Raw genomic sequence first — 20,141 nt, forward strand, 5'->3', positions numbered from 1 at the left:
TCACGACGCGGCCAGCTTCGCCACGTCCTGGGCGCTCAGCGCCCGGTCGAACACGTGCACGTCGTCGACGGCCCCCTGGAGGAAGTCGACGTCCGCGCCCTGCCACTGCCCACGCCCGATCGAGATCGTGCCGCTCGTGGCGTGCGTCTCGGTCGTCTTCTGGGTCGAGGCCAGCGTGCCGTTCACGTACACGGCCACGGTGCCCGCGTCGGCGTCACGGACGCCCACGAGGTGGTACCACTGCCCGGTCTGCACCTTCACGTCCGACGCGATGGCGCGCGGGCCGTTCGGGAAGCTGAACGCGAACCCCTGCTGGGCGTTGTTCGACCCGCTGTACTGCAGGAAGAACGGGCTCGAGCCCGACGCCTGGACGCTGTCGGCGGCCACGGCCGTCGCGTACGCCTTCGGCAGCGCGTCCATGCGGACCCACGCCGAGATCGAGTAGCTCTGCGTCGTGTCGAGCTTCGGGACCGACGCGTCCGCCTGGGCGGTCTTGCCGTCCAGCGCGACCGCCTTGCCGTGCTTGCCCGCGACGAGCGTCGCGCCGCCCGACAGCGTGGCCGAGCCCGCCCGTCCGCTCTGGTCGGGCACGCTCGCACCCGACGTGGAGTCGAAGCTCCACGCCCCGACACCCACGAGACCGCCACGACCCTTCGTGGCCGGCTCGCCGGCACCCGCTGCGACGACCTCCTGGTTGATCGCCCGGACCCGCGCCTTGTCCATCTTCGAGATGCGGCGGTCGTAGGTGAAGAACCCGTTGAGCTCGCCCTCGACGTCCGTGAGCTGCGTGTACACCGAGCCCGACAGGTGGTCGCGGGCGTAGCCGACCAGCTTGGCGGTGTTCTCGACGTACGCGTCCGTCAGGGACTTGGAGTTCGTGACCTCGCCGTAGGGGTTGATCGAGCCGCCGGCCCACATGTGGCCGAGCGTCGCGAGCGAGAAGCCGCCGTGCTCACCGTCGATCGCGGCACGCGTGGCGTCCGGCGCCGGGTTACCCGGGCCCGTGTAGTCGTGGTAGTCGATGATGTCGCCCGACATCGTGTCACCCGGCATGTTGCAGCAGTTCTGCCCGCTGCGGGTGTTCACCAGACGCGAGGGGTCCTGCGCCTTGATGGACGCCGCGACGTCCGCCGCCTGGCTGATCCCCCACTGGCCCCAGCCCTCGTTGAACGGGATCCAGCCGATGATCGACGTGTCGGAGACGTGCTGCGAGATCATGCGCTGCAGCTCCGACTTCCACTCGGTGCGCTGCGCGTCCGTGGTGTTCGAACCGGACGGCATGTCCTGCCAGACCATCATGCCGATCTTGTCGGCGTCGTAGTACCAGCGCGCGGGCTCGACCTTGATGTGCTTGCGGATCGTGTTGAAGCCCAGGTCCTTCGTGGTCTGGACGTCCCACTTGAGGGCCTCGTCCGTGGGCGCGGTGTACACGCCGTCCGGCCAGAAGCCCTGGTCGAGCGTGGCGAGCAGGAACGTCTGCTGGCCGTTGAGGACGATCTTGTTCGTCCCGTCGATGTTCTTGATGCCGATCGACCGGATGCCCGCGTAGCTGTCGACCGTGTCGTTCGACTTCCCGTCCTTGAGCTGCACCTTGAGCGAGTACAGGTACGGGTCGTCCGGCGTCCACCGGTGCGAGCCCGTGATCCGCAGGCTCAGCTTCTCGTTCGCGCCGCCGCTCGTCGCCGCGACCTTCTTGCCGTTCGCGTCGTACGCCGTGACGAACACGGTCGCGCTGCTCGACGCGCCCGCGGAGAGGGCGGTCACGTCGAGCGAGTCGTCCGGCGCCGCCGTCGTGCCCGACAGCTGCGGGGTGAGCGTCAGCGAGTCGACGTGCGCCTGCTGCACCGGCTCCATCCACACCGTCTGCCAGATGCCCGACGACGGCGTGTAGAAGATGCCCGACGGGTTCGCCGACTGCTTGCCGGTCGCCTGGTTGGTCGTCGTGTCGGTGACCCGGACGACCAGGTCGTTGGCGCCGCTCTTGACGTAGTCCGTGATGTCGGCGCTGAAGGCGTCGTAGCCGCCCGTGTGCTGCGCCACGACCTTGCCGTTCACCAGGACCGTGGTCTGGTAGTCGACAGCCCCGAAGTTCAGCTCGAGACGCTGCTGGTTGGCCTTGTCGCCGACCTTCCAGTCGCTCGGGACGGTGAACGTGCGGTGGTAGGCGAAGTTGTCGTAGTGCTTCTGGATGCCCGACAGCTGGGACTCGATCGGGTACGGCACGACCGCGGTCTGCGCGCCCGTCCACGACGTCGGCGCCGCCGTGTCAGCGGCCGCCAGCGGCTCGAAGTCCCACTTGCCGTTGAGGTTCTGCCACGCGTCGCGCGTCAGCTGCGGGCGCGGGTACTCCGGCAGCGGGTTGTTCGGGTCGACGTCCTTGGCCCACTTGGTCGTGAGCTGGTACGCCGACGCGTTGTCGATCAGCGCGTTGAACTCCGGAGCGGCCGTGCCGTCGACCGCGAGCGAGCCCTTGCCGTCGTAGACCACGCGGCCGTACGAGTTGCCGAGCACCGCGGCGCCCAGCGTCACGACGACCTTCGACGCCGACGAGCCGGCCGCGACCGACGTGACCGGGTAGTCCGTGCCGTCGATCGGGACGCGCAGGTGGTCCTTGAGCCCGTCGAGGCCCGTGACGGCCCCCGGGAGCTGGAGGACGACGCTCTTGCCGTTCGTCGGGATCGAGGCCCGGACGTCGTACGTCTGGAAGTCGGACGCCGGCGTGAACGCGCTCTGCGGGACGGCTTGCTTGGCGACGCCCGCGTCCGCCGACTCCCAGCTCAGGTGGATGTACGCGCCACCCGTGGCCTGGAACTGCTCGAACGTGAACGGGACGGGCTGACCCGCCTCGAGGTGCACGGTGTGCGACGCCGTCTGGGTCTTGTCCCAGTCGTTGACCCACCAGTCGATGAGCTCGTCCGACGCGGCCGAGCCGCCGACCCACAGCCGGAAGCCGTTGTCGCCGATCGCGCTGAAGGTGTAGTCACCGGTCTTCGGAGCGGTCACGTAGCCCGACCAGCGGACTCCGACGTTCTCCGACTTCCCCGTCATCGCCTTGTACAGCGGGAGCATGTCGCTCACGTCGACGTCCGGGTCGAGCACCGACGTCTGCAGGTTCGCCGCCTCGAGCGGGAACGTGCTCGTGTTCGTGATCGTGTAGTAGTCGGCGCGCAGGCCGTGCGTGCCGTCGTCGGCCGCCGCGGCGAGCCGGGTCGCGGCCAGCGAGTCGGCCTGGCCCGCGGGCGTGGCGACCGCACCGAACGCGGACGTGGGTGCCAGTGCGCCCGCGGTGGCGAGCGCGAGAACCCCGACCGCGACGGCTCGTAGCCGTCCGGTGTGGCTCAGGGGTGGGTAGTGCATCGTCGATCCTCTTCTCGTCGTCGAGATGACTCGTGCGTGCTTCCCGGCGCACCCAGCAGAGGCTTCGTCGCCACACAGGGGTACACCGGTGCACAGATTCTGACCACAAAGGCGCACAGTTGGCAACACTTTCGAACGTGTTTCGATCATTCGATGAGCAGATAACGATCACGCATCGATCCGTGGATCGATCAGAGGGGTGTCGGCGGCGTGTCGATCACGCCTCCTTCGACACGGTTCGATCGCCGGTTCGCGCCGCTGGCGACGCAGTCCGGCGCTCGGCTTCGTGACGCCACGCACCACAGCCGCGTGCCGGCGACCCGTCCCGCGAGCAGGTGGCGGCGGCAGGACGCGCTCCGTGGCGACGGGGGCTTGCTCGGGGGCGGGACGGCAGCGGCTGTGGTGCTCCGCGTCACGAACCGCGCTGCCTCCACCAGGCTGCCTCCGATGGGCTGCGTGTCACGTGCCCGGGTACGACGAAGGCCCCGGATCCGTGGATCCGGGGCCTTCGTCAGCGGTGGCAGGTGAGGGATTCGAACCCCCGAAGCATGACGCGGCTGATTTACAGTCAGCTCCCTTTGGCCGCTCGGGCAACCTGCCGTGGCGAGCCAACGATACCCGGACCAGGGCCCCACGACGAAATCCGCCCGTCGGACGCCGTCGACCGGCCTACTCTCGACGGGTGCCCACCCCGCCGGACCCCGCGACCGAGACCCCTCGCGACGCCCCACGGCCGACCGGAACCACCGGCCAGGACCCGCAGCCCGACGCCGCCCGGCAGAGCCGGGAAGGTCTCGCCGCCGGCTTCGCCGCGTACCTGCTGTGGGGTGCGATGCCCCTCTACTTCCGCCTCCTCGAGCCCGCCGGCGCGCTCGAGATCATCGCCCACCGCGTCCTCTGGTCGCTCGTGTTCTGCCTCGTCCTCCTCCTCGCGACCGGCGGCCTACGGCCCCTGCGCGACGCCCTGCGCTCGGGTCGGCTCGTCGGCACGCTCTCCGTCGCCGCGGTCCTCGTCGCCGTCAACTGGAGCGTGTACGTCTGGGCCGTGCTGAACGACCGTGTGCTCGACGCCGCGCTCGGGTACTTCGTCAACCCGATCGTCACCGTCCTGCTCGCCGTGGTCTTCCTGCGCGAACGCCTCCGGCCTCTGCAGTGGGCGTCGCTCGGGCTCGTGGGCGCCGCGGTGGTCGTGCTCGCCGTCGGCGTCGGCGGGATGCCGTGGGTGTCGCTCGCCCTCGCGTTCTCGTTCGGCCTGTACGGGCTGCTGAAGAACCGGGTCGGCGGCCGCGTGGCCGCCGCACCCGGCCTCGCCGTCGAGACGCTCGTCCTGACGCCTGTGGCCGCCGGCTACCTCGTCTGGCTCTCGGCCCAGAGCACCAACACGTTCACGCAGGACGGACCGTGGCACGCCGTCGCGCTCGCCTCCGCGGGCGTCGTCACCGCCGTCCCCCTGCTGCTGTTCGCCGCCGCCGCCCGGCGCATCCCGCTGAGCGTCGTCGGGCTGATCCAGTACCTCACGCCCGTCCTCCAGTTCCTCGTCGGGCTCCTCGTGTTCCACGAGGCCATGCCCGCGTCCCGCTGGGCGGGGTTCCTGCTCGTCTGGGCGGCGCTGATCGTGCTCACCGCCGACGCCCTCCGCCAGGTGCGCACGACGCGTCGTCGGGCCGCTACGGTGGAACCATCACCCGCACCCTGAAGCCGAGCAGTGGCGCCGCGTCCGACGCGTGCGCGTCCGAGGAGGGACACCGTGGCCGATTCGTCGTTCGACATCGTCAGCAAGATCGACCGTCAGGAGGTCGACAACGCGCTGAACCAGGCCTCCAAGGAGGTCGCGCAGCGGTACGACTTCCGGAACATCGGCGCGTCCGTCGCGTGGAGCGGCGAGAAGATCCTCATGGTGGCGAACTCGTCCGAGCGCGTCCTCGCGATCCTCGACGTCCTCGAGACCAAGCTCATCAAGCGCGGCATCTCGCTCAAGAGCCTGGACACCGACAAGGAGCCCAAGCCGTCCGGCAAGGAGTACCGCCTCGAGGCCGGCCTCAAGGAGGGCATCTCGTCCGAGGACGCCAAGAAGATCACCAAGCTGATCCGCGACGAGGGCCCCAAGGCCGTCAAGACGCAGATCACCGGTGACGAGGTCCGCGTGACCAGCAAGTCCCGCGACGACCTGCAGAGCGTCATCGCGCTGCTCAAGGGCGCCGACCTCGACGTCGCGCTCCAGTTCGTCAACTACCGCTGAGGCGGTCCCCGCGCACGACGCACCGCCCCGGTCCCTGCAGGGACCGGGGCGGTGCGTCGTGCGGAGAGTCAGGCGGGGCGGTCGCCGATCTCGTCCAGGCTCGCGAGCGCCGCGTCGAGCGCGTCACGCAGCGCGACGACCTGCTCGGGCCGCAGCAGGAGCTCGGCGGTGACGGCCGGGCCGGACGCACCCTGGACGGCGTCCCGGTAGGCGAGGCCCTCGGCGCGGACGAACACCACGGTCGGGCCGACGGCCCCGGCGTTCGGGCCGCTCGTCACCTGCTGCGCTCCCCCGCCGACGGCGAACGCCGTGACGGCGAGGCCGTGCTCGAGGTCGGGGGCGCGGTCGTCGATGTCGCTCATGCGCGCCAGCCTAGACGGCGGCCGACGGCGCCGGCCGGGCGTCACGACGGCGAGCCCGTCAGCCGACCGTGACGTCCAGGGTCACGTCGACGTTGCCGCGCGTCGCGTTCGAGTACGGGCACACCTCGTGCGCGGCGGCGACGAGGGCGTCGGCGTCCTGCTGCGACAGCCCGGGCAGCTCGACACGCAACGTGACGGCCAGGCCGAACCCCACGCCGGACTCGTTCCGGCCGATGCCGACCTCCGCGGTCACGGACTCGTCCGCGAGCGTGACGCCACGCTGCTTCGAGATCCCGAGCATCGCGCTGTGGAAGCACGCGGCGTAACCGGCGGCGAACAGCATCTCGGGGTTGAGCCCGCCGCCCGGACCGCCCATCTCCTGCGGCGGGAAGAGGTCGGTGTCCAGCGAGCCGTCGGACGTGCGGACGTGCCCGCTGCGGCCCTCACCGGTCGAGAGGGCGGATGCGGTGTAGAGGATGTCCATGACCGGGGCAACAACCGGTGGCGCCCACACCTTCCCGCGCGAGCGGAAGCGCGTTCAGAGGGCCGTGAGGATCCTCGGGCCGTCGGCGGTGACCGCGATGGTGTGCTCGACGTGGGCCGCACGCGAGCCGTCCGCGCTCAGCAGCGTCCACCCGTCTGCGGCATGCCGGTACCGTCCCGACCCGCCGAGCAGGAACATGGGCTCGATCGCGATGGTCAGCCCCTCGCGCAGCTCGAGACCCTTGCGGCGGCGGCCTTCGTTCGGGATGAACGGGTCCTCGTGCATGGTGTGGCCGATGCCGTGGCCGCCGTGGTCCTCGAGGTTGCCGTACCGGCCCTTGCGGGCGATCCTGTCGACGGCGTACCCGATGTCGCCGACGTGGCTGCCGACGGTCGCCGCGGCGATGCCCGCGGCGAGCGCCTGCTCGGTGGCGGCGATCAGCTCGAGGTCCTCCGGGCGCGCGTCACCGACGACGAACGAGGTCGCCGAGTCGCCCGTCCATCCGTCGAGCGTGGCGCCGCAGTCGATGCTCACCAGGTCGCCCGGCTCGATCGCCCGGTCCGTCGGGACGCCGTGGACGACCTCGTCGTTGACGCTCGCGCAGATCACCCCGGCGAACGGGGTCGGTGCCCACTGCGGGTGGTAGTTCAGGAACGGGGACGTCGCGCCCGCCCCGAAGATCACGTCGCGGGCGACCTGGTCGAGCTGCTTCATGGTCACCCCGACCTCGGCCGCCTCACGGCAGGCCTGCAGGGCCTGGGCGACCACGCGCCCCGCCTCGCGCATCGCGTCGATCTCGCCGGGGGTCTTCAGTGCCACGGTTGCTCAGCTCTCCTGGTCGCGGGAAGGGTGGTGGGACGGGGGTGACGACGGGCTCGTGCTCAGTAGTACGTGATCTCAGTAGTACGTGATGCCGCCCTGCGTGCCGGCCATCGCCTCGAGGCGCTGGATCCGGTCCGCCATGGGCGGGTGCGTCGAGAACAGCTTGGCCATGCCCGCGCCCGCCTTGAAGGGGTTCGCGATCATGAGGTGCGAGACGTCGACCAGCTTCTGGTCCTGCGGCAGCGGACGGGCCTGCGTGCCCGACTCGAGCTTGCGCAGCGCGGACGCGAGGGCCAGCGGGTCGCCCGTCAGGGACGCGCCGTCCTCGTCCGCGTCGTACTCGCGGGTGCGGGAGATCGCGAGCTGGATGACGGACGCCGCCAGCGGCGCCAGGATCATCAGCGCGAGCGCCGCGAACACGTTGCCGCCGCCGTTGTCGCGCCGGTCGCCGCCCCCGCCGAAGAACAGTAGGAACTGGGACAGCGACGTGATGACGCCCGCGATCGCAGCAGCGACCGACGACGTGAGGATGTCGCGGTTGTACACGTGCATCAGCTCGTGGCCGAGGACGCCGCGCAGCTCGCGCTCGTCGAGCAGCCCGAGGATGCCCTCGGTGCAGCACACCGCGGCGTTGCTGGGGTTGCGGCCGGTCGCGAACGCGTTCGGCGCCTGCGTGGGCGACACGAAGAGCTTCGGCATCGGCTGGTTCGCCTTCTGCGAGAGCTCCCGCACGATGCGGTACATGCCCGGCTGCTCCTGCTCCGTCACCGGGTACGCGTGCATCGAGCGGATCGCGAGCTTGTCGGAGTTCCAGTACCCGACGAACGTGCCGACCAGACCCAGCCCGACGAAGATCCACAGCATGCCCGCGGAGCCGCGGAAGAAGAGCGCCCAGATGGCGAGGAGCACGACCCAGAGCACGCTGAACAGCAGCGTCGTCTTGAGACCGTTGTGATGCCTGTGCTTCATCGCCTCAAACTACCGTGGACGCCTGGACGCCCGCTGGGCAGCGGCCGTGCGGGTGAGCACGTGCCCGGTGCCCGGCGGGCGTCCAGGAGCGCGCAGTCAGTCGCGCGCGAGCGCGATGGAGATCTGCTCGTCGCGCGGGACGACCTTGATGCGCTTGCGGCCGTGGGGCTCGCCGAGCGACTTCTCGTGGTCGTCGAGACGCAGCCAGCTGGTCCAGTCGACGTAGTCGACGCCGCGGTCGCGCAGGAAGTCGAGGATCGCCTGCGGGTCGCCGTGGGCCGCCGGGAGCTCGTCGCGGCCCTCGAAGTCCTCGACGAGGTGGCGGACCGTCTCGGACGCGTCCGACTTGGTGTGGCCGATGAGGCCCACCGGGCCGCGCTTGATCCAGCCGGTCGCGTAGACGCCCTCGACGTGCTCGCCGTCGAGGTCGACGACGCGGCCCTCACGGTTCGAGATGACGCCCTTGAGCTCGTCGAACGGGATCTCCGGCAGCGGCGAGCCGAAGTAGCCGACCGCGCGGTACACGGCGCCGACGTTCCAGTCGTGGAACTCGCCCGTGCCCGACACCGTGCCGTCGCCGTTCAGCTGCGTGCGCTCGGTGCGCAGACCCGTGACGCCCTGCTCCTCGTCGCCCAGCACCTCGGCCGGCGCGTGGAGGAAGTGCAGGTGCAGGCGGCGCGACGCGGTGAGCTCGGCCGGGTCCTTGAGGGTCCAGTCGGTGAGCGTCTTGACGACCTGCTTGGTCTGGTTCGACGAGCTGATGGCGGCCATCGAGCCCTCGTCGAAGTCGAAGTCCTCCGGGTACACGACGACGTCGACGTCCGGCACGTGGCCGAGCTCGCGCAGCTCGAGCGGCGAGAACTTGGCCTGCGCCGGGCCACGGCGCGCGAACACGTGCACGTCCTTGACCGGCGACGCCTTGAGGATCTCGTACACGTTCGCCGGGATCTCGGTGGGCAGCAGGTCGTCCGCGTGCTTGGCGAGGATGCGGGCCACGTCGAGCGCGACGTTGCCGGCGCCCAGGACGGCGACCGACTCCTGGTCGAGCGGCCAGGTGCGCGCGACGTCCGGGTGACCGTCGTACCAGGACACGAAGTCGGCCGCGCCGTACGAGCGCGGCAGGTCGATGCCCTCGATCGCCAGTGCGGCGTCACGGATGGCACCGGTGGAGAAGATCACGGCGTCGTAGAACTGGCGCAGGTCGTCGAGCTTGACGTCCACGCCGTAGTCGACGTTCGCGATGAGGCGGATGTCGCCGCGGTCCAGCACCTTGTGCAGCGCGTCGATGATGAGCTTGATGCGCGGGTGGTCGGGGGCCACGCCGTAGCGGACCAGACCGAACGGCGCGGGGAGGCGCTCGAACAGGTCGATGCTGACGTCGAGGTCGGTCTTCGACAGGATGTCCGACGCGTAGATGCCGGCCGGGCCTGCGCCGACGACGGCGACGCGGAGGGGACGGTTGCTGCTCACGTGAGGTGCGCCTTCCGTGCTGTGGGTCTTCGGACGCCGCCTGGCCCGTCCGTGCTCCCGGGCGGCTGTCTGGCCGGCGACCGGGCGGGGTCGGACGTCGGGACGACCGTCCAGGCTGACGACGGTCTTGAGGAACGCTGGCGGCGTCATCCGGGGTTCTCCCCCGAGTCTATGACGCGCACGCCTCCGACCAGTGTGCCCGCCATCTCGCACGGTGGATACGTCGTCCCACATCGCGGACCATTGTGTCCCGGTCCCGGCTCCGCGTGCCGGTCCCGTGTCCCGGACCGCTCAGACCGTGCCGGACACCCCGGTCCCCGCGACCGCCTGCAGCGCCCGCTCCAGGTCCTCGCGCGACGCGGCACCCGCCGTCGCCCGCAGCGGCCGGTACGCCGGCACGACGACCGCCGCGCCCGTCGCGCCGACCACCCACAGGGCGTCGCGCCGCGCCGACCCGAACACCGCCGGCGCGACGTGCACCGACGTCAGCGTCGCCCGGTCGAGCACCCACCGCGGCTGCTCGTCCTTGCGGAACCACACCTCGATGCGGTCCGGCAGCACCGCCAGGGCCGCCACCGAGCCACCCTGCCCGGCGATGTTCGCCCGCGAGACGCCCAGCGCCGTCGCGACGTCCAGCATCTCCGACGCCGTCGTCGCGGGCACCACCGCTGCGCCCGGTCGCAGCGCGGCCACGCGGCGCGCCAGCCCGTCGATCCGCCGCGTGACCACCCACAGCGTCACGACCACGATCACCAGCACGACGAGGATCGCGATCGTCCAGGTCAACGAGTCGGTGTCGCCGTCGCGGACCTGGTTCACCAGCCGCAGCACGCTCACCAGCGCGAGCGCGACCAGCGCCCACAGATACCACCGGCGACGCTGCTCCGCGCCATCTCCTCCGTGCTCAGCCATCTCTCGGTTCCTCCCTGCGCCCGGCGCGGTCAAGCGTCCGCGCGACTCTCGTCGTACCACTGGCTCCAACGGTCCATCTGCTGGTCGTACCGGTGCTGCTCCCACGCGTGCGCCCCGACCGCGAGCCCGACCGCGACCGCCAGCGCCAGCGCGCTCAGCAGCAGCGACCGGCCGACGGGCCGACCACGGTCCTGGAGCCGGCGGCTGTACCAGACCACGTACACGACCCACCACACGCCGACCACGGCGACCAGGACGATCGTCGCCGTCCCCAGGACACCCGGTGGGGCCTGCGGCAGCGGCGGCTCGCTCACAGCTCACCCGTGACGACGTGCAACGACCCCACCACCGCGTCGAACAGCTCGAGCAAGCCGTCGCGCAACGGGACGAACGGCGACGTGAACACCATGTAGACCAGCTCCGAGTAGCCGTCCAGGCGCACCCAGTAGTCCGCCCGCAGCTCCGGCAGCAGCGGGTCGCCCGCGGCGTCCGTCCGCTCGATCTCGGTCGCCGTCACGACCCGCACGGCGCTCCCGCCCACGAGGTCGGCGCGCAGCACCTCCGCACGCACACCCTCCGCCCGGTGCACCGCGTCCTCGACGGCCCGGTCGGCGGTGACGCCCGGCAGCTCGTACACGACCATCGTCCCCGTGACCTGCACGTCGCCGACCGGCATGTCGATCAGCGCCATCGTCCGGCCGCCGGCGGCGGCGGCCTGCTCCGACGCGCGCAGGAGGTCGTCCCGCACGTCGCGGCGCATCCGCGCGGCCCGGTCGTCGCGGCCCAGGCGACGCTTGACCAGCGCCGCCACGGCCGCCGTGCGCGATGCGTCGTCGTCGAGCGGCACCCGCCACCACTCGAACGGCACGACGATGCCCAGCCGTCCCTCGAGCAGCGGACCGTGCTCCGCGTCGCTCACGCACCCTCCCGGTAGGCGAGGCTCTCGACGGTCGCCACGGCGTCCGCCTCGATCTCCTCGCCGAGCGCGGGGTACGCCGACTCGAAATCGAGCACCAGGACCTCGTCGCCGTCCGTCGGGAACACCGTGAAGCGGAGCGTCGTCACGACGAGGTCGTCCGGCGACTCCGCGGTCGTGATGATCTGCAGCGCCACCGGGCCCAGGGCGGTCTCCGGCATCGGCGCCGCCTCGTAGTCCACGACCCGCGTGCCCGGGACCTCAGGGCGCTTCCGGAGGCCCCGCACGAACCGGCGGTACTCCTTGTGCGCCGCGCGGTCCGTCGGCAGACCGCGGAGCATGAGGACCGCGCGCGGCTCGTGGTCGGCGGCCGCGGGCACCCACACCCCCGCGATCCGCACGTCGCCCGCGTCACGGGCGCGCGCGTCCAGGGTCCGCAGGATCTCCTGCGCCGCACCCGGGTCGCCCGGGAACCGTGCGGCCACGTCCGCGAACCGGGCCGGGTCGTCCAGGCCGACCTGCCAGGCCACCCAGTCCTCCCCGAGCCCCAGCTCCAGCGCGCGGCTCACTTGCCGACCTTCGACGTGACGAACGAGCCGGCACCGAACGAGTCCAGCGCGAACGGACCCAGGGTGCCACCGAACACGCCCGGCGTGAACCGTCCGCCGCTCATCCCGCCGCCGAGAGCCTTCATGGTCGCAGGGTAGGCCCGCGCACCCCGCGCGAAGCCCTCGACGGCGTCGACGTTGCGCAGCGACTGGTACGCGCGCGCCGCGTCACCCTGACCCACGAAGTTCATCCACCAGGCCCGCCCGCGCAAGCCCTTGAACGACCGGGCACCCTGGTTGACCCAGGTGTTCCACGACGTCGGTCTGAACCACTTCACGGTGCTGCTGCGCAGCTCCGGGACCTCCCGCAGCATGGTGCGCAGGCGACCCGCCGTCGTCGGGTTGCCGAACCGGCCCCCGATGCGCGCCAGCCGGCCCGCGGCCTGCGTGACGCCACGCGACGACAGGACGCGCGCCGACCGGCTCAGCACCTGACCGGCACCGAACGACAGCACGCCCAGCGCGTCGAGGACGACCGTTCCCACGGACCCTTCGCCGTGGGCCAGCAGCGCGAGGTCGGCGACGAGCGCCACGACACCGGCGATCAGCGAGAGCACCCCCAGGACCTCGCCCAGCACCGGGACCCACGCGAGCACGAGGGCCGCGATGCCCAGCACGCCGGCGATGTTGCCCGCCCAGTCCGACACGACGTGCGCGACCTCGGAGCCCCACTTCTCCCACCAGCCGTCGTTCAGGCCGTCCGCCTCGACCGCGTCGTCGATGTCGCCCGCCGCCTTGCGCGCCGCCGCGTGCCACGGCTCGAGGATGCCCGACAGGCGGCCGACCACCGCGTCGAGGTGGTCCTGCGCGTCCTGGGCGGCCCGGTTCGCGACCTCGACGGGGTGGTAGGCCGAGTAGTCCAGGGGCGACCCCGTCCGTGTGGCGGTGTGCCGCAGGTCGTCGTACGTCGACTGCGCGCCCGTCTGCTGACGGCTCGCCGTCTGCGCCGCGTCCTGGGCGGACACGGCCTCGTGCCACAGGGCCAGCGCGTCGTCCTGGGCCGTCCGGTGCGCCGCGGCGTACGTCACGAGGGCGTTGCCCGTGTCGCGGTAGCGCTGCTGCGCCTTGACCACCTGGTCGCGCACCTTCGACGCCCGCTCCCGCAGCGCGTCGATCGCCTCGGACTGCCCGGCGAGGCCGTCGAGCCGCGTCAACGAGGTGCGCGCCCGGTCCATCGCGTCGGCCACCGCCAGGTAGTGGCGGCCACCCTGCTCGGAGGTGGACGGGTCACCCGGCACCGGGTCGGCCGGCGCGAGCGGCTCCCAGTTCACGACGCGTCCTTGTCGAACGACGCCGCGAGGTCGCTGTCGACCTGGCGGAAGGTGCCGCCGGCGCCGTGCGCGAGATCCGCGGCGTTCTTGATGTCGTCGCGCAGCTTCTCGCGCGTCTTCGTCCACTTCGACGCGAAGTCCCTGACCGCCCGTGCGAGGTCGTCGTCGCCGACGTCGTCCGACAGCCGCGCCGCGTAACGGTCGGCAGCGTCGAACTCGTCGGCGACCGCCTTGAGGTCGGTCGCCGTCTCGGACAGCAGGTCGGTGTCGACCACCAGTCGTTCCACGCAGGCTCCTTCACGAACGGCGAGCGGCCCGGGTCACCGCCTTCACCACGGCACGCGCCGCACCGTCACCCTAGGCGCAACGCACGAGCGCCGACATGGGGAGCACTCCCCATGTCGGCGCCACGTGCGTGCACGCGCTGGGCGTGCGTCAGCCCCGGATGCCCGACGCGAGCTGCGAGTCCACGTCCTGCAGCGTCTGCGCCGCCTGCTCCAGGAAGTGCGCCATCCCCTCGATACCCGAGACCGCCTGCGTCGTCCCCGTCGTGAACTGCTCGTACGACGACTGGAACGCACCCGACGCCTGGTCCGTCACGAACCCACCGGCCACCAGGTTGTCCACCAGCGACTTCAGGTGGTGCAGCGTGTCCGTCAGCTGCTGCTGACCGTTACGCAGCTGACCCGCCGCACCGCGCATCTCCTCGTACGTCACGTTCACGTTCGCCATGAAAGCTCCTCGGATCGATCTGCCGGATGACCGGCACCGTGCCGTGCCCCTGCGGCCCGGCTGCCCCCACAACATAGCGACCTCGGGCGCACGGCCGAAATGGGGAGTACTGCCCTGTGGACGCCGGGCGCGACGCGTCTCGTCGCACGCTCTTCCCGCGGCGCGCACCAGACCCGCGAAAGGCTCGGCTACTGGTGGTACGCCGTCGGCCTCCTCGCCGCGCCCGTCACCGGCCCGATCCTCTGCTACACGGCACGCCTGCAAGCCCGCGTCGCCGGCTTTCCCAGCGCCGCCAAGGCCCTGGCCGACGTCCGGGACATCGCCAGGCCGTCCGACGGCGACGTGCTCGAGCAGGTCACCACCGTGCTCGGGCAGGACCCGCGCCTCGAACACACGGTCCACCGGCTCGCCTGGCGGGTCGCAGGTCACGAGGGGACCGCACGCTCCGAGCTCGAAGCCCTCTGACGGAAGGCCGACCCGGAGGGCGCCGCAGCGCGCGCCGACACGATCGCCCGGATCATCGCGGACCACGCCAAGCTCAAGACCGACGGCAAGATCTGACGTCGGCCGCCGAACGACGACGGGGCGGTGGTCGCCCCCTGCGACCACCGCCCCGCTCCCCCTGCCGACCCCGGGAGGGCCGACCGCCTCAGCCCCGGATGCCGGACGCGAGCTGCGAGTCCACGTCCTGCAGCGTCTGCGCCGCCTGCTCCAGGAAGTGCGCCATCCCCTCGATACCCGAGACCGCCTGCGTCGTCCCCGTCGTGAACTGCTCGTACGACGACTGGAACGCACCCGACGCCTGGTCCGTCACGAACCCACCGGCCACCAGGTTGTCCACCAGCGACTTCAGGTGGTGCAGCGTGTCCGTCAGCTGCTGCTGACCGTTACGCAGCTGACCCGCCGCACCGCGCATCTCCTCGTACGTCACGTTCACGTTCGCCATGACAAAGCTCCTCGGATCGACCGTCGTCGGACCCCTGCGGTCCGGCACGTCGCTCACGCTAACGGACCGCGTCACGACGCGACATGGGGAGCACTCCCCATGGGTCGCGCCCGGGCGACGCCGCAGGCCGCGGGCCGCAGCTCAGGGCGTGCGACGCCGCGCCAGCGCCCGCCGGAGGTGGGCCCACGCGCCCACCAGCAGGGTCACGACCGCCCCGACGAGCGCGCCGAGACCGACGGCACGCCACGTCGCGGCGTCGGTCGTCTCACGCCACAGGGCGCGGGGATAGTCGAACGGATCACCTGTGCCGACGCCGTCGTGCAGGACCCCGACGGTGACGGCGACCACGAACGCGATCGCCGCTCCCGCGAGCGCCACCACGATCACCATCTGCCACAGCGCCGGGCGTCCCCGGCCGGCGGTCGGACCGACCCGACCCTGTCGCGTACCGCTCACCGGATCTCCCATCGACGGTCCTCTCCCAGTGGCCGCGAACGACGTCGCAGGAGCACGAGCGCCCACCCGTAGGACCCTGCGGCCAGCGCTCCGGCCAGCACCCCGCACACCAGGCGCGCGCCGTCGCCGACGTCGACCGCGATCGCTCCGAACATCAGCACGTACGCCACCCCGGCGGGGAGCATCGCGACCGCGGTCCGACCGTCGGGCTTCCACCCCGCCAGGTAGAACGCCATGAGCAGGTCCGTCGCGCGGCTCCGACGCACGGGCAGCAGCGACAGCGTCGCACCCGTGGTCGCAGGCGGTCCGATCGTCTCGCCGAGCTCGGTGCGCTCCGACCGTGAGAGCGGCTCGGCCGCGTACGACGGGCGCAACGACCGCAGCACGTAGACGCCCGACAGCGCCGCGAGCGGCCACGTCGCGCACGGGAGCACCCAGAGGACGCCCGGACCCCACACCGCGACGAAGGCGGGGAGGCCGACCAGCACGAGGCCCACGAACCCGCCCACCGACGAGGTCGCCGGGCGGGTGATCTCGTGGACCGTCAGGTCGCCCGACACGATCCCGTACACGGGGATCGCCCAGGCGAGGCCGAGCACGACGAGCCACAGCGCGGTCCACGTCACGGCGGTCGTGAGGTAGCCCACGGTGCGCAGCGCGCGACGCGTCGGCGAGATCCGGACGGGACCGCGCTCACCGCACGTGATGGTGTTCACGGTCGCACTCCTCGCTCTCGCCGCCGGTCCCCGAGCGCCCTGCCGCCGGGCACGAGCACGGTATCCCACGCTTGCTACCCTCGGTCGTCGGGACCGCGAGCCGCGGCCGACGACGACGGCGGACCGCACGCGGGCCGACAGCGGACGGAGTGGTGAGGACGATGACGGACACGCCGTGGATGGCTCCCGGAACCCGGTCGGGCGTGCTGCTGATCGACAGCCCGACCGCGCGGCCGCAGGAGGCCGCCGCAGCGCGTGACCGGCTCGACGCGGCGCTCGGCGCCGTCGTCGACCCCGAGGGTCCGGGGTGGTACCGACCGCTCGCGCGGCTCGGCCGCTGGTGGTACCTCGTGTGCGCCCTCGTCTGCGCCGCGCTGCTCCTGCTGACGCCGCTCCCGTGGTGGGCAGCGCTTCTCGTGGGCCTCGCGTTCGGCCCGATGGTCGGCGGCTTCAGCGGCGCAGCCCTCGCCGGCATCGCTCGCACCGTCAGCGTGACCGACGAGGTCAGGGGCGCCGCCCGGGCAGCCCGGACCGCCGAGCATCCCTTCGTCCGGACCGTGCTGGACGGCACCGCCGAGATGGTCCGCGACATCGTCGAGCGCGCCCCCGACCGCGCCGCCGAGGCGCACGCACGTGGCTGGGACGTCGCCGTGATGCACCCGGACGACCCCGTCGACGAACCCGCCGCCGCCGCGCTCGTCGACCTCTGGGAAGCCACCGGCGGGGTCCTGCCCGAGGGCCTCGGCCGCACGACCTGACGAGCGGGCCGCAGCACCCGGGTCAGGTCCGCTCCGCGCCGCCGCCCGTCACGAAGGTCACCGAGTCGACGATCTCGTCGAACAGCGTCGCGAACGGCTCGGCCGACGGGATGCCCGGGACCACCACCCTCACCAGCAGCAGGCCGTCGCCGGCGGGGTACGGCACGTGGTACTCGAGGCGCATCGTGAGCGACGGCTCGCCGTCGTCCGTCGTGACGTCCGACCGCGCCATCTCGACCAGGCGCGCGACCGGCCCGCTGCGCTGCTCGGCGACCTCTCCCGCCGGGTAGGCCGCGGCGAGAGCGGCCGCGACGTCCCCCGCCGCCAGACCTGCCGCCGCGGCGGGCGGCCACGCCTCGTCGAGCAGGAGCATGGCCGCGGGGAACGGGATGCCGGGGAGGATCTCCAACGACATCAGGTACGAGTGGACCCCGATCCCCACGGCGTCACGCACGTTGGCCACGAGCTCCTGGGTCGCGTCGCGCCGGACCCGCGCGAGACGGTCGGCGTTGCCCACCTGCCGGCGCACGATCCGCTTGACGAACCGGGTCGCGACCTCGGGCGAGTCGAGCGGGACGTTGACCCACGTGCCGGGCAGGACGATCCTCATGCGTCCGTCGACCAGGCCCACCGCGCGCGTCATGCGGCCTCCGTCCGGACGGTCAGCCCCGCCAGGAGGTCGACGGCCACCTGGGAGACGTCGTCGAACGTGCTCGCCGCGGCGGCCACGAGCGTGAGCTCCAGCATGTCGCCGCAGCCCACGGGGGCGACGCCGAGCGCGACGCGCTCCTCGAGGTGCGCCACGCCCGGGCCGGCCTCGGGCTCGAGGTGCCCGATCACCAGGTGCATCCCGGCCGCACGACCCGCCAGGACGGTCGCGTCGATCCGCTGCGCCGACAGGTAGCCACCGCCGGACCGCACGGCCTGCTCGATCTCGCCGACGTAGGTCTCCGGGACGACGTCACGCTGGAGCACCACCGTCAGCATCGCGTCGACCCTCCCGAGCCCGGGACGACGGACCAGGGCAGCTCCCCGCAGAGCCGGCAGCCCTGCCCCCTCGACCGCGGCGAGCACGGCGCCGATCGCGTCGGCCAGGGACGTGATCGCTGCGGGATCGGGCGGCGCGTCACCCGCGGCGACGTCGGCCGCCACGAGCTGCGACGCCGCGGCGCGGCACCACGCCGGACCGTCGTCGACGCTCGCCGGGAGCAGGCACCAGTCCTCGGGCAGGTCGAGCGAGAAGTCGACCACCCTGGTGCGCACGAAGCCTCCCCGCGGGGCCCCGCTCACCCGAACACCGTCTGCTTGATGTCGACGACGTCCTTCGGGATCTCGCTCCACGGCGCGTCGAGCCCGGACGTGCTCAGGCTCGTGCCGTCCGACGTGAGCTGCCACCCGTCGAAGCCGGTCGTGGCCCGCGCGAAGCTGCCACCGGCCTTCGCGAAGTCGGTGATCTGACGCAGGCCCGACGCACCGCCCGCCACGAGAGCGACGACCCGCGTCGGTCCGTCGATCACGGTGCCCGCGCTCCGCGCCACCCGGACCATGTCGATGACGTCCTGGTTCCCCGTCAGCGCCCGGAGCCGGAAGTCCGTGAAGGGGTTCGGGAACGCGTCCTTCGCCGCGCCCACCGCCTGCCGTCCGAACCCGGCCAGCGTCCGGTCCGCCCTGAACGCCTGCAGGCGTGCGGCGTCCTCCGAGCCACGGACGAACGGCGAGGCGAGGAGATCGAACGCACGCTTGCCGCCGGTCGTGCCCAGCTCGTCGCGGGCCTGCGTGATCGCACCGGCGCCGAACCGTGAGACCGCCGAACCCGTCGACAACGTCTCGGCGGTCTGCACCACCATGCGCGCCTTGGCGTACCTGGCCAGAGCCGTCACGGCCTTCCCGCCGAACAAGGTCAGTGCCGCGCCGCCGACCGCGAGCAGGAGGTCGCCCAGACCCGCCTTGCCCCGCCCCATCTTGATCGCCGTGTCGACCACCGCCATGATCGCGCCGACCGCTGCCAGCACCACGAGGACCTGACCGAGCACGGGCACCCACGACAGGAAGATCGAGAGGATCCCGGCGACGTCGCAGACCACCTTGAACACCTTGTAGACCGAGTCCCAGACCGTCCCGACGTGGTCCCAGAACGAGTCCTTGAGACCGTTCACCTTGTCCCCGGTGACGACCTCGTCGATCTTGCTCCTCGCAACCACCGCGGCGACGTCCTTGTCCCGCTTGGCGTCGTTCCACCGACCCTGCCACTGCGTCAGGAGCGTCTCCAGCCCGCTCGTGTGCCAGGTCGCCGAGCTCAGTGCGCCGTGCGCGCTCAGCACGTCGTCGCTCGACGCGTCCTGCGGGAGGTCGTCGACGACGGACTGCGCGTTCCGCGTCGCCGTCCGGGCCGCGGCCAGCTCGGCCTCGAGCGCCGCGATGTGCGTGGCGGCGGTGTCGGAGTCGTCGACGGCCCGGCCGAGCGCGTCGGCGTACGTGGTCAGGGCGTCGCCGGTGTACCGGTAGCGGTCGGCCGCCTTGCGGATGTCGTCGCGCACCCCCGCCGAGAGGGTCTTCGTCGCGTCCATGGACTTCGCCCTGGTGCTCGCGTCGTCGACGATGGCGTCAAGGGTCCCCGTCGCGCGGGTGATCGCGTCGGCGATCTCCTGGTACCTCGTGCCCTTGCTGCGCACGAGGTCCGCGTCGCCGTCGAGCCGCTGCCACTGGGAGTCGCCCATGATCCGGCCTACGCCCTCTCCGCGCCCTTTTCGAGCGCCTTCGCGAGGTCGGCGTCGACCTCGGTGAACGTGTCCACGATCTGCTGGAGGATGCCCTGGAGCTTGTCGACGTTCTCGGTCATCTCGTCACGCTTGATGCGCCACGCCGCCGAGAAGTCGTGCACCGTGTCGTGCAGACCCGCGTCGCCGGTCGCGCTCGCGGCCTCGTCGGCACGCTCGTCGGTGCCCTGGAACTCGTCCCCGATCGTCTTCAGGTCTTTGGCCAGCTCGCGCAGCGCGTGCATGTCGATCGACAGGTCGTACGCCACCTCGAAAGCCTCCTCGTGGTCGTCGTCGTGCTCGGTCCGGCAGCACCGTAGCGTGTGCCGGCACCCGCGGGCGGTGGGGAGCACTCCCCATGTGCTCC

Annotated in this window: 24 protein-coding genes and 1 tRNA gene; 4 read left to right on the plus strand and 21 right to left on the minus strand. The window is 71.9% G+C overall.

Annotation, left to right across the window (positions count from 1 at the left end):
• The gene (locus CLV34_RS04000) at positions 1-3,357 is read right to left on the minus strand and encodes a LamG-like jellyroll fold domain-containing protein (RefSeq protein ID WP_170044563.1); all 3,357 of its coding nucleotides are present in this window, start codon (positions 3,355-3,357) and stop codon (positions 1-3) included.
• 518 nt (positions 3,358-3,875) lie between these two features.
• Positions 3,876-3,957, minus strand: a tRNA-Tyr gene (locus CLV34_RS04005).
• Positions 3,958-4,039: 82 nt separating this feature from the next.
• Between CLV34_RS04005 and rarD the strand changes: the two genes are divergently transcribed.
• Together rarD and CLV34_RS04015 are read left to right on the plus strand one after the other, a co-directional pair.
• Positions 4,040-5,053, plus strand: coding sequence for an EamA family transporter RarD (rarD, locus tag CLV34_RS04010; RefSeq protein ID WP_100348895.1), 1,014 nt, complete (start codon positions 4,040-4,042; stop codon positions 5,051-5,053).
• 51 nt (positions 5,054-5,104) lie between these two features.
• Complete coding sequence (locus CLV34_RS04015; protein ID WP_100348896.1) at positions 5,105-5,596, plus strand: YajQ family cyclic di-GMP-binding protein; 492 nt, start codon at positions 5,105-5,107, stop codon at positions 5,594-5,596.
• Between the two features lie 68 nt (positions 5,597-5,664).
• Here CLV34_RS04015 and CLV34_RS04020 read toward each other — a convergent pair whose 3' ends face one another.
• From CLV34_RS04020 to CLV34_RS04075, 12 genes are all read right to left on the minus strand, one after another.
• Complete coding sequence (locus tag CLV34_RS04020) at positions 5,665-5,958, minus strand: hypothetical protein (protein WP_100348897.1); 294 nt, start codon at positions 5,956-5,958, stop codon at positions 5,665-5,667.
• A gap of 58 nt (positions 5,959-6,016) precedes the next feature.
• Entirely contained in the window at positions 6,017-6,442 is a 426-nt protein-coding gene (locus tag CLV34_RS04025; protein WP_100348898.1) for an organic hydroperoxide resistance protein, read from the minus strand.
• A 54-nt stretch (positions 6,443-6,496) separates the two neighbouring features.
• The gene (gene map / locus CLV34_RS04030) at positions 6,497-7,261 is read right to left on the minus strand and encodes a type I methionyl aminopeptidase (RefSeq protein WP_211289336.1); all 765 of its coding nucleotides are present in this window, start codon (positions 7,259-7,261) and stop codon (positions 6,497-6,499) included.
• 78 nt (positions 7,262-7,339) lie between these two features.
• On the minus strand, positions 7,340-8,233 hold the full coding sequence (gene htpX / locus CLV34_RS04035; protein ID WP_100348899.1) for a zinc metalloprotease HtpX: 894 nt from the start codon (positions 8,231-8,233) through the stop codon (positions 7,340-7,342).
• Between the two features lie 96 nt (positions 8,234-8,329).
• On the minus strand, positions 8,330-9,703 hold the full coding sequence (locus CLV34_RS04040) for an FAD-dependent oxidoreductase (RefSeq protein WP_245858959.1): 1,374 nt from the start codon (positions 9,701-9,703) through the stop codon (positions 8,330-8,332).
• Positions 9,704-9,994: 291 nt separating this feature from the next.
• Positions 9,995-10,615, minus strand: a complete 621-nt coding sequence (locus tag CLV34_RS04045) for a hypothetical protein (RefSeq protein WP_100348901.1) — start codon at positions 10,613-10,615, stop codon at positions 9,995-9,997.
• 29 nt (positions 10,616-10,644) lie between these two features.
• Positions 10,645-10,929, minus strand: a complete 285-nt coding sequence (locus tag CLV34_RS04050) for a hypothetical protein (protein WP_100348902.1) — start codon at positions 10,927-10,929, stop codon at positions 10,645-10,647.
• The gene (locus tag CLV34_RS04055) at positions 10,926-11,534 is read right to left on the minus strand and encodes a hypothetical protein (protein ID WP_100348903.1); all 609 of its coding nucleotides are present in this window, start codon (positions 11,532-11,534) and stop codon (positions 10,926-10,928) included. Before CLV34_RS04055 ends, CLV34_RS04050 begins: the two co-directional genes overlap by 4 nt.
• Positions 11,531-12,100, minus strand: coding sequence for a hypothetical protein (locus tag CLV34_RS04060; RefSeq protein ID WP_100348904.1), 570 nt, complete (start codon positions 12,098-12,100; stop codon positions 11,531-11,533). The genes CLV34_RS04055 and CLV34_RS04060 overlap by 4 nt, the downstream gene beginning before the upstream one ends.
• On the minus strand, positions 12,097-13,410 hold the full coding sequence (locus CLV34_RS04065) for a putative T7SS-secreted protein (protein WP_100348905.1): 1,314 nt from the start codon (positions 13,408-13,410) through the stop codon (positions 12,097-12,099). The genes CLV34_RS04060 and CLV34_RS04065 overlap by 4 nt, the downstream gene beginning before the upstream one ends.
• A complete protein-coding gene (locus CLV34_RS04070) occupies positions 13,407-13,697 on the minus strand; it encodes a hypothetical protein (RefSeq protein WP_157803682.1) in 291 nt (96 codons plus the stop codon). Before CLV34_RS04070 ends, CLV34_RS04065 begins: the two co-directional genes overlap by 4 nt.
• A gap of 148 nt (positions 13,698-13,845) precedes the next feature.
• On the minus strand, positions 13,846-14,142 hold the full coding sequence (locus CLV34_RS04075) for a WXG100 family type VII secretion target (protein WP_100348907.1): 297 nt from the start codon (positions 14,140-14,142) through the stop codon (positions 13,846-13,848).
• Between the two features lie 99 nt (positions 14,143-14,241).
• Here CLV34_RS04075 and CLV34_RS04080 point away from each other — a divergent pair, with 99 nt between their 5' ends.
• Positions 14,242-14,607, plus strand: a complete 366-nt coding sequence (locus CLV34_RS04080; protein WP_100348908.1) for a hypothetical protein — start codon at positions 14,242-14,244, stop codon at positions 14,605-14,607.
• A gap of 184 nt (positions 14,608-14,791) precedes the next feature.
• On the opposite strand, the gene CLV34_RS04085 is transcribed toward CLV34_RS04080, so the two are convergent.
• The 3 genes from CLV34_RS04085 to CLV34_RS04095 form a co-directional block, all read right to left on the minus strand.
• On the minus strand, positions 14,792-15,088 hold the full coding sequence (locus CLV34_RS04085) for a WXG100 family type VII secretion target (protein WP_100348907.1): 297 nt from the start codon (positions 15,086-15,088) through the stop codon (positions 14,792-14,794).
• Positions 15,089-15,229: 141 nt separating this feature from the next.
• Positions 15,230-15,544, minus strand: coding sequence for a hypothetical protein (locus CLV34_RS04090; protein ID WP_157803683.1), 315 nt, complete (start codon positions 15,542-15,544; stop codon positions 15,230-15,232).
• Complete coding sequence (locus CLV34_RS04095; RefSeq protein WP_100348910.1) at positions 15,541-16,260, minus strand: hypothetical protein; 720 nt, start codon at positions 16,258-16,260, stop codon at positions 15,541-15,543. Before CLV34_RS04095 ends, CLV34_RS04090 begins: the two co-directional genes overlap by 4 nt.
• 161 nt (positions 16,261-16,421) lie before the next feature.
• On the opposite strand from CLV34_RS04095, the gene CLV34_RS04100 reads away from it, so the two are divergent.
• Positions 16,422-17,018: a hypothetical protein gene (locus tag CLV34_RS04100; RefSeq protein WP_100348911.1), complete on the plus strand. Its 597-nt coding sequence runs from the start codon at positions 16,422-16,424 to the stop codon at positions 17,016-17,018.
• Positions 17,019-17,040: 22 nt separating this feature from the next.
• Here CLV34_RS04100 and CLV34_RS04105 read toward each other — a convergent pair whose 3' ends face one another.
• The 4 genes from CLV34_RS04105 to CLV34_RS04120 are packed head-to-tail and all read right to left on the minus strand — an operon-like array spanning position 17,041 to position 20,043.
• Positions 17,041-17,661: a hypothetical protein gene (locus tag CLV34_RS04105; RefSeq protein WP_100348912.1), complete on the minus strand. Its 621-nt coding sequence runs from the start codon at positions 17,659-17,661 to the stop codon at positions 17,041-17,043.
• Positions 17,658-18,281, minus strand: a complete 624-nt coding sequence (locus CLV34_RS04110; RefSeq protein WP_157803684.1) for a hypothetical protein — start codon at positions 18,279-18,281, stop codon at positions 17,658-17,660. The genes CLV34_RS04105 and CLV34_RS04110 overlap by 4 nt, the downstream gene beginning before the upstream one ends.
• A gap of 23 nt (positions 18,282-18,304) precedes the next feature.
• Complete coding sequence (locus tag CLV34_RS04115) at positions 18,305-19,735, minus strand: hypothetical protein (RefSeq protein ID WP_100348914.1); 1,431 nt, start codon at positions 19,733-19,735, stop codon at positions 18,305-18,307.
• A gap of 8 nt (positions 19,736-19,743) precedes the next feature.
• Positions 19,744-20,043, minus strand: coding sequence for a hypothetical protein (locus CLV34_RS04120; RefSeq protein WP_157803685.1), 300 nt, complete (start codon positions 20,041-20,043; stop codon positions 19,744-19,746).
• Positions 20,044-20,141: the final 98 nt, after the last annotated feature.

Source organism: Luteimicrobium subarcticum (assembly GCF_002798015.1).
Classification (GTDB): Bacteria; Actinomycetota; Actinomycetes; order Actinomycetales; family Cellulomonadaceae; genus Luteimicrobium; species Luteimicrobium subarcticum.

Excerpts from the sequence above, each read along its gene's own strand:
- CLV34_RS04000 (WP_170044563.1), bottom strand. The coding sequence starts at position 3,357 with ATGCACTACCCACCCCTGAGCCACACCGGACGGCTACGAGCCGTCGCG.
- CLV34_RS04020 (WP_100348897.1), bottom strand. The coding sequence starts at position 5,958 with ATGAGCGACATCGACGACCGCGCCCCCGACCTCGAGCACGGCCTCGCC.
- CLV34_RS04025 (WP_100348898.1), bottom strand. The coding sequence starts at position 6,442 with ATGGACATCCTCTACACCGCATCCGCCCTCTCGACCGGTGAGGGCCGC.
- htpX (WP_100348899.1), bottom strand. The coding sequence starts at position 8,233 with ATGAAGCACAGGCATCACAACGGTCTCAAGACGACGCTGCTGTTCAGC.
- CLV34_RS04045 (WP_100348901.1), bottom strand. The coding sequence starts at position 10,615 with ATGGCTGAGCACGGAGGAGATGGCGCGGAGCAGCGTCGCCGGTGGTAT.
- CLV34_RS04075 (WP_100348907.1), bottom strand. The coding sequence starts at position 14,142 with ATGGCGAACGTGAACGTGACGTACGAGGAGATGCGCGGTGCGGCGGGT.
- CLV34_RS04080 (WP_100348908.1), top strand. The coding sequence starts at position 14,242 with ATGGGGAGTACTGCCCTGTGGACGCCGGGCGCGACGCGTCTCGTCGCA.
- CLV34_RS04085 (WP_100348907.1), bottom strand. The coding sequence starts at position 15,088 with ATGGCGAACGTGAACGTGACGTACGAGGAGATGCGCGGTGCGGCGGGT.
- CLV34_RS04100 (WP_100348911.1), top strand. The coding sequence starts at position 16,422 with ATGACGGACACGCCGTGGATGGCTCCCGGAACCCGGTCGGGCGTGCTG.
- CLV34_RS04105 (WP_100348912.1), bottom strand. The coding sequence starts at position 17,661 with ATGACGCGCGCGGTGGGCCTGGTCGACGGACGCATGAGGATCGTCCTG.
- CLV34_RS04115 (WP_100348914.1), bottom strand. The coding sequence starts at position 19,735 with ATGGGCGACTCCCAGTGGCAGCGGCTCGACGGCGACGCGGACCTCGTG.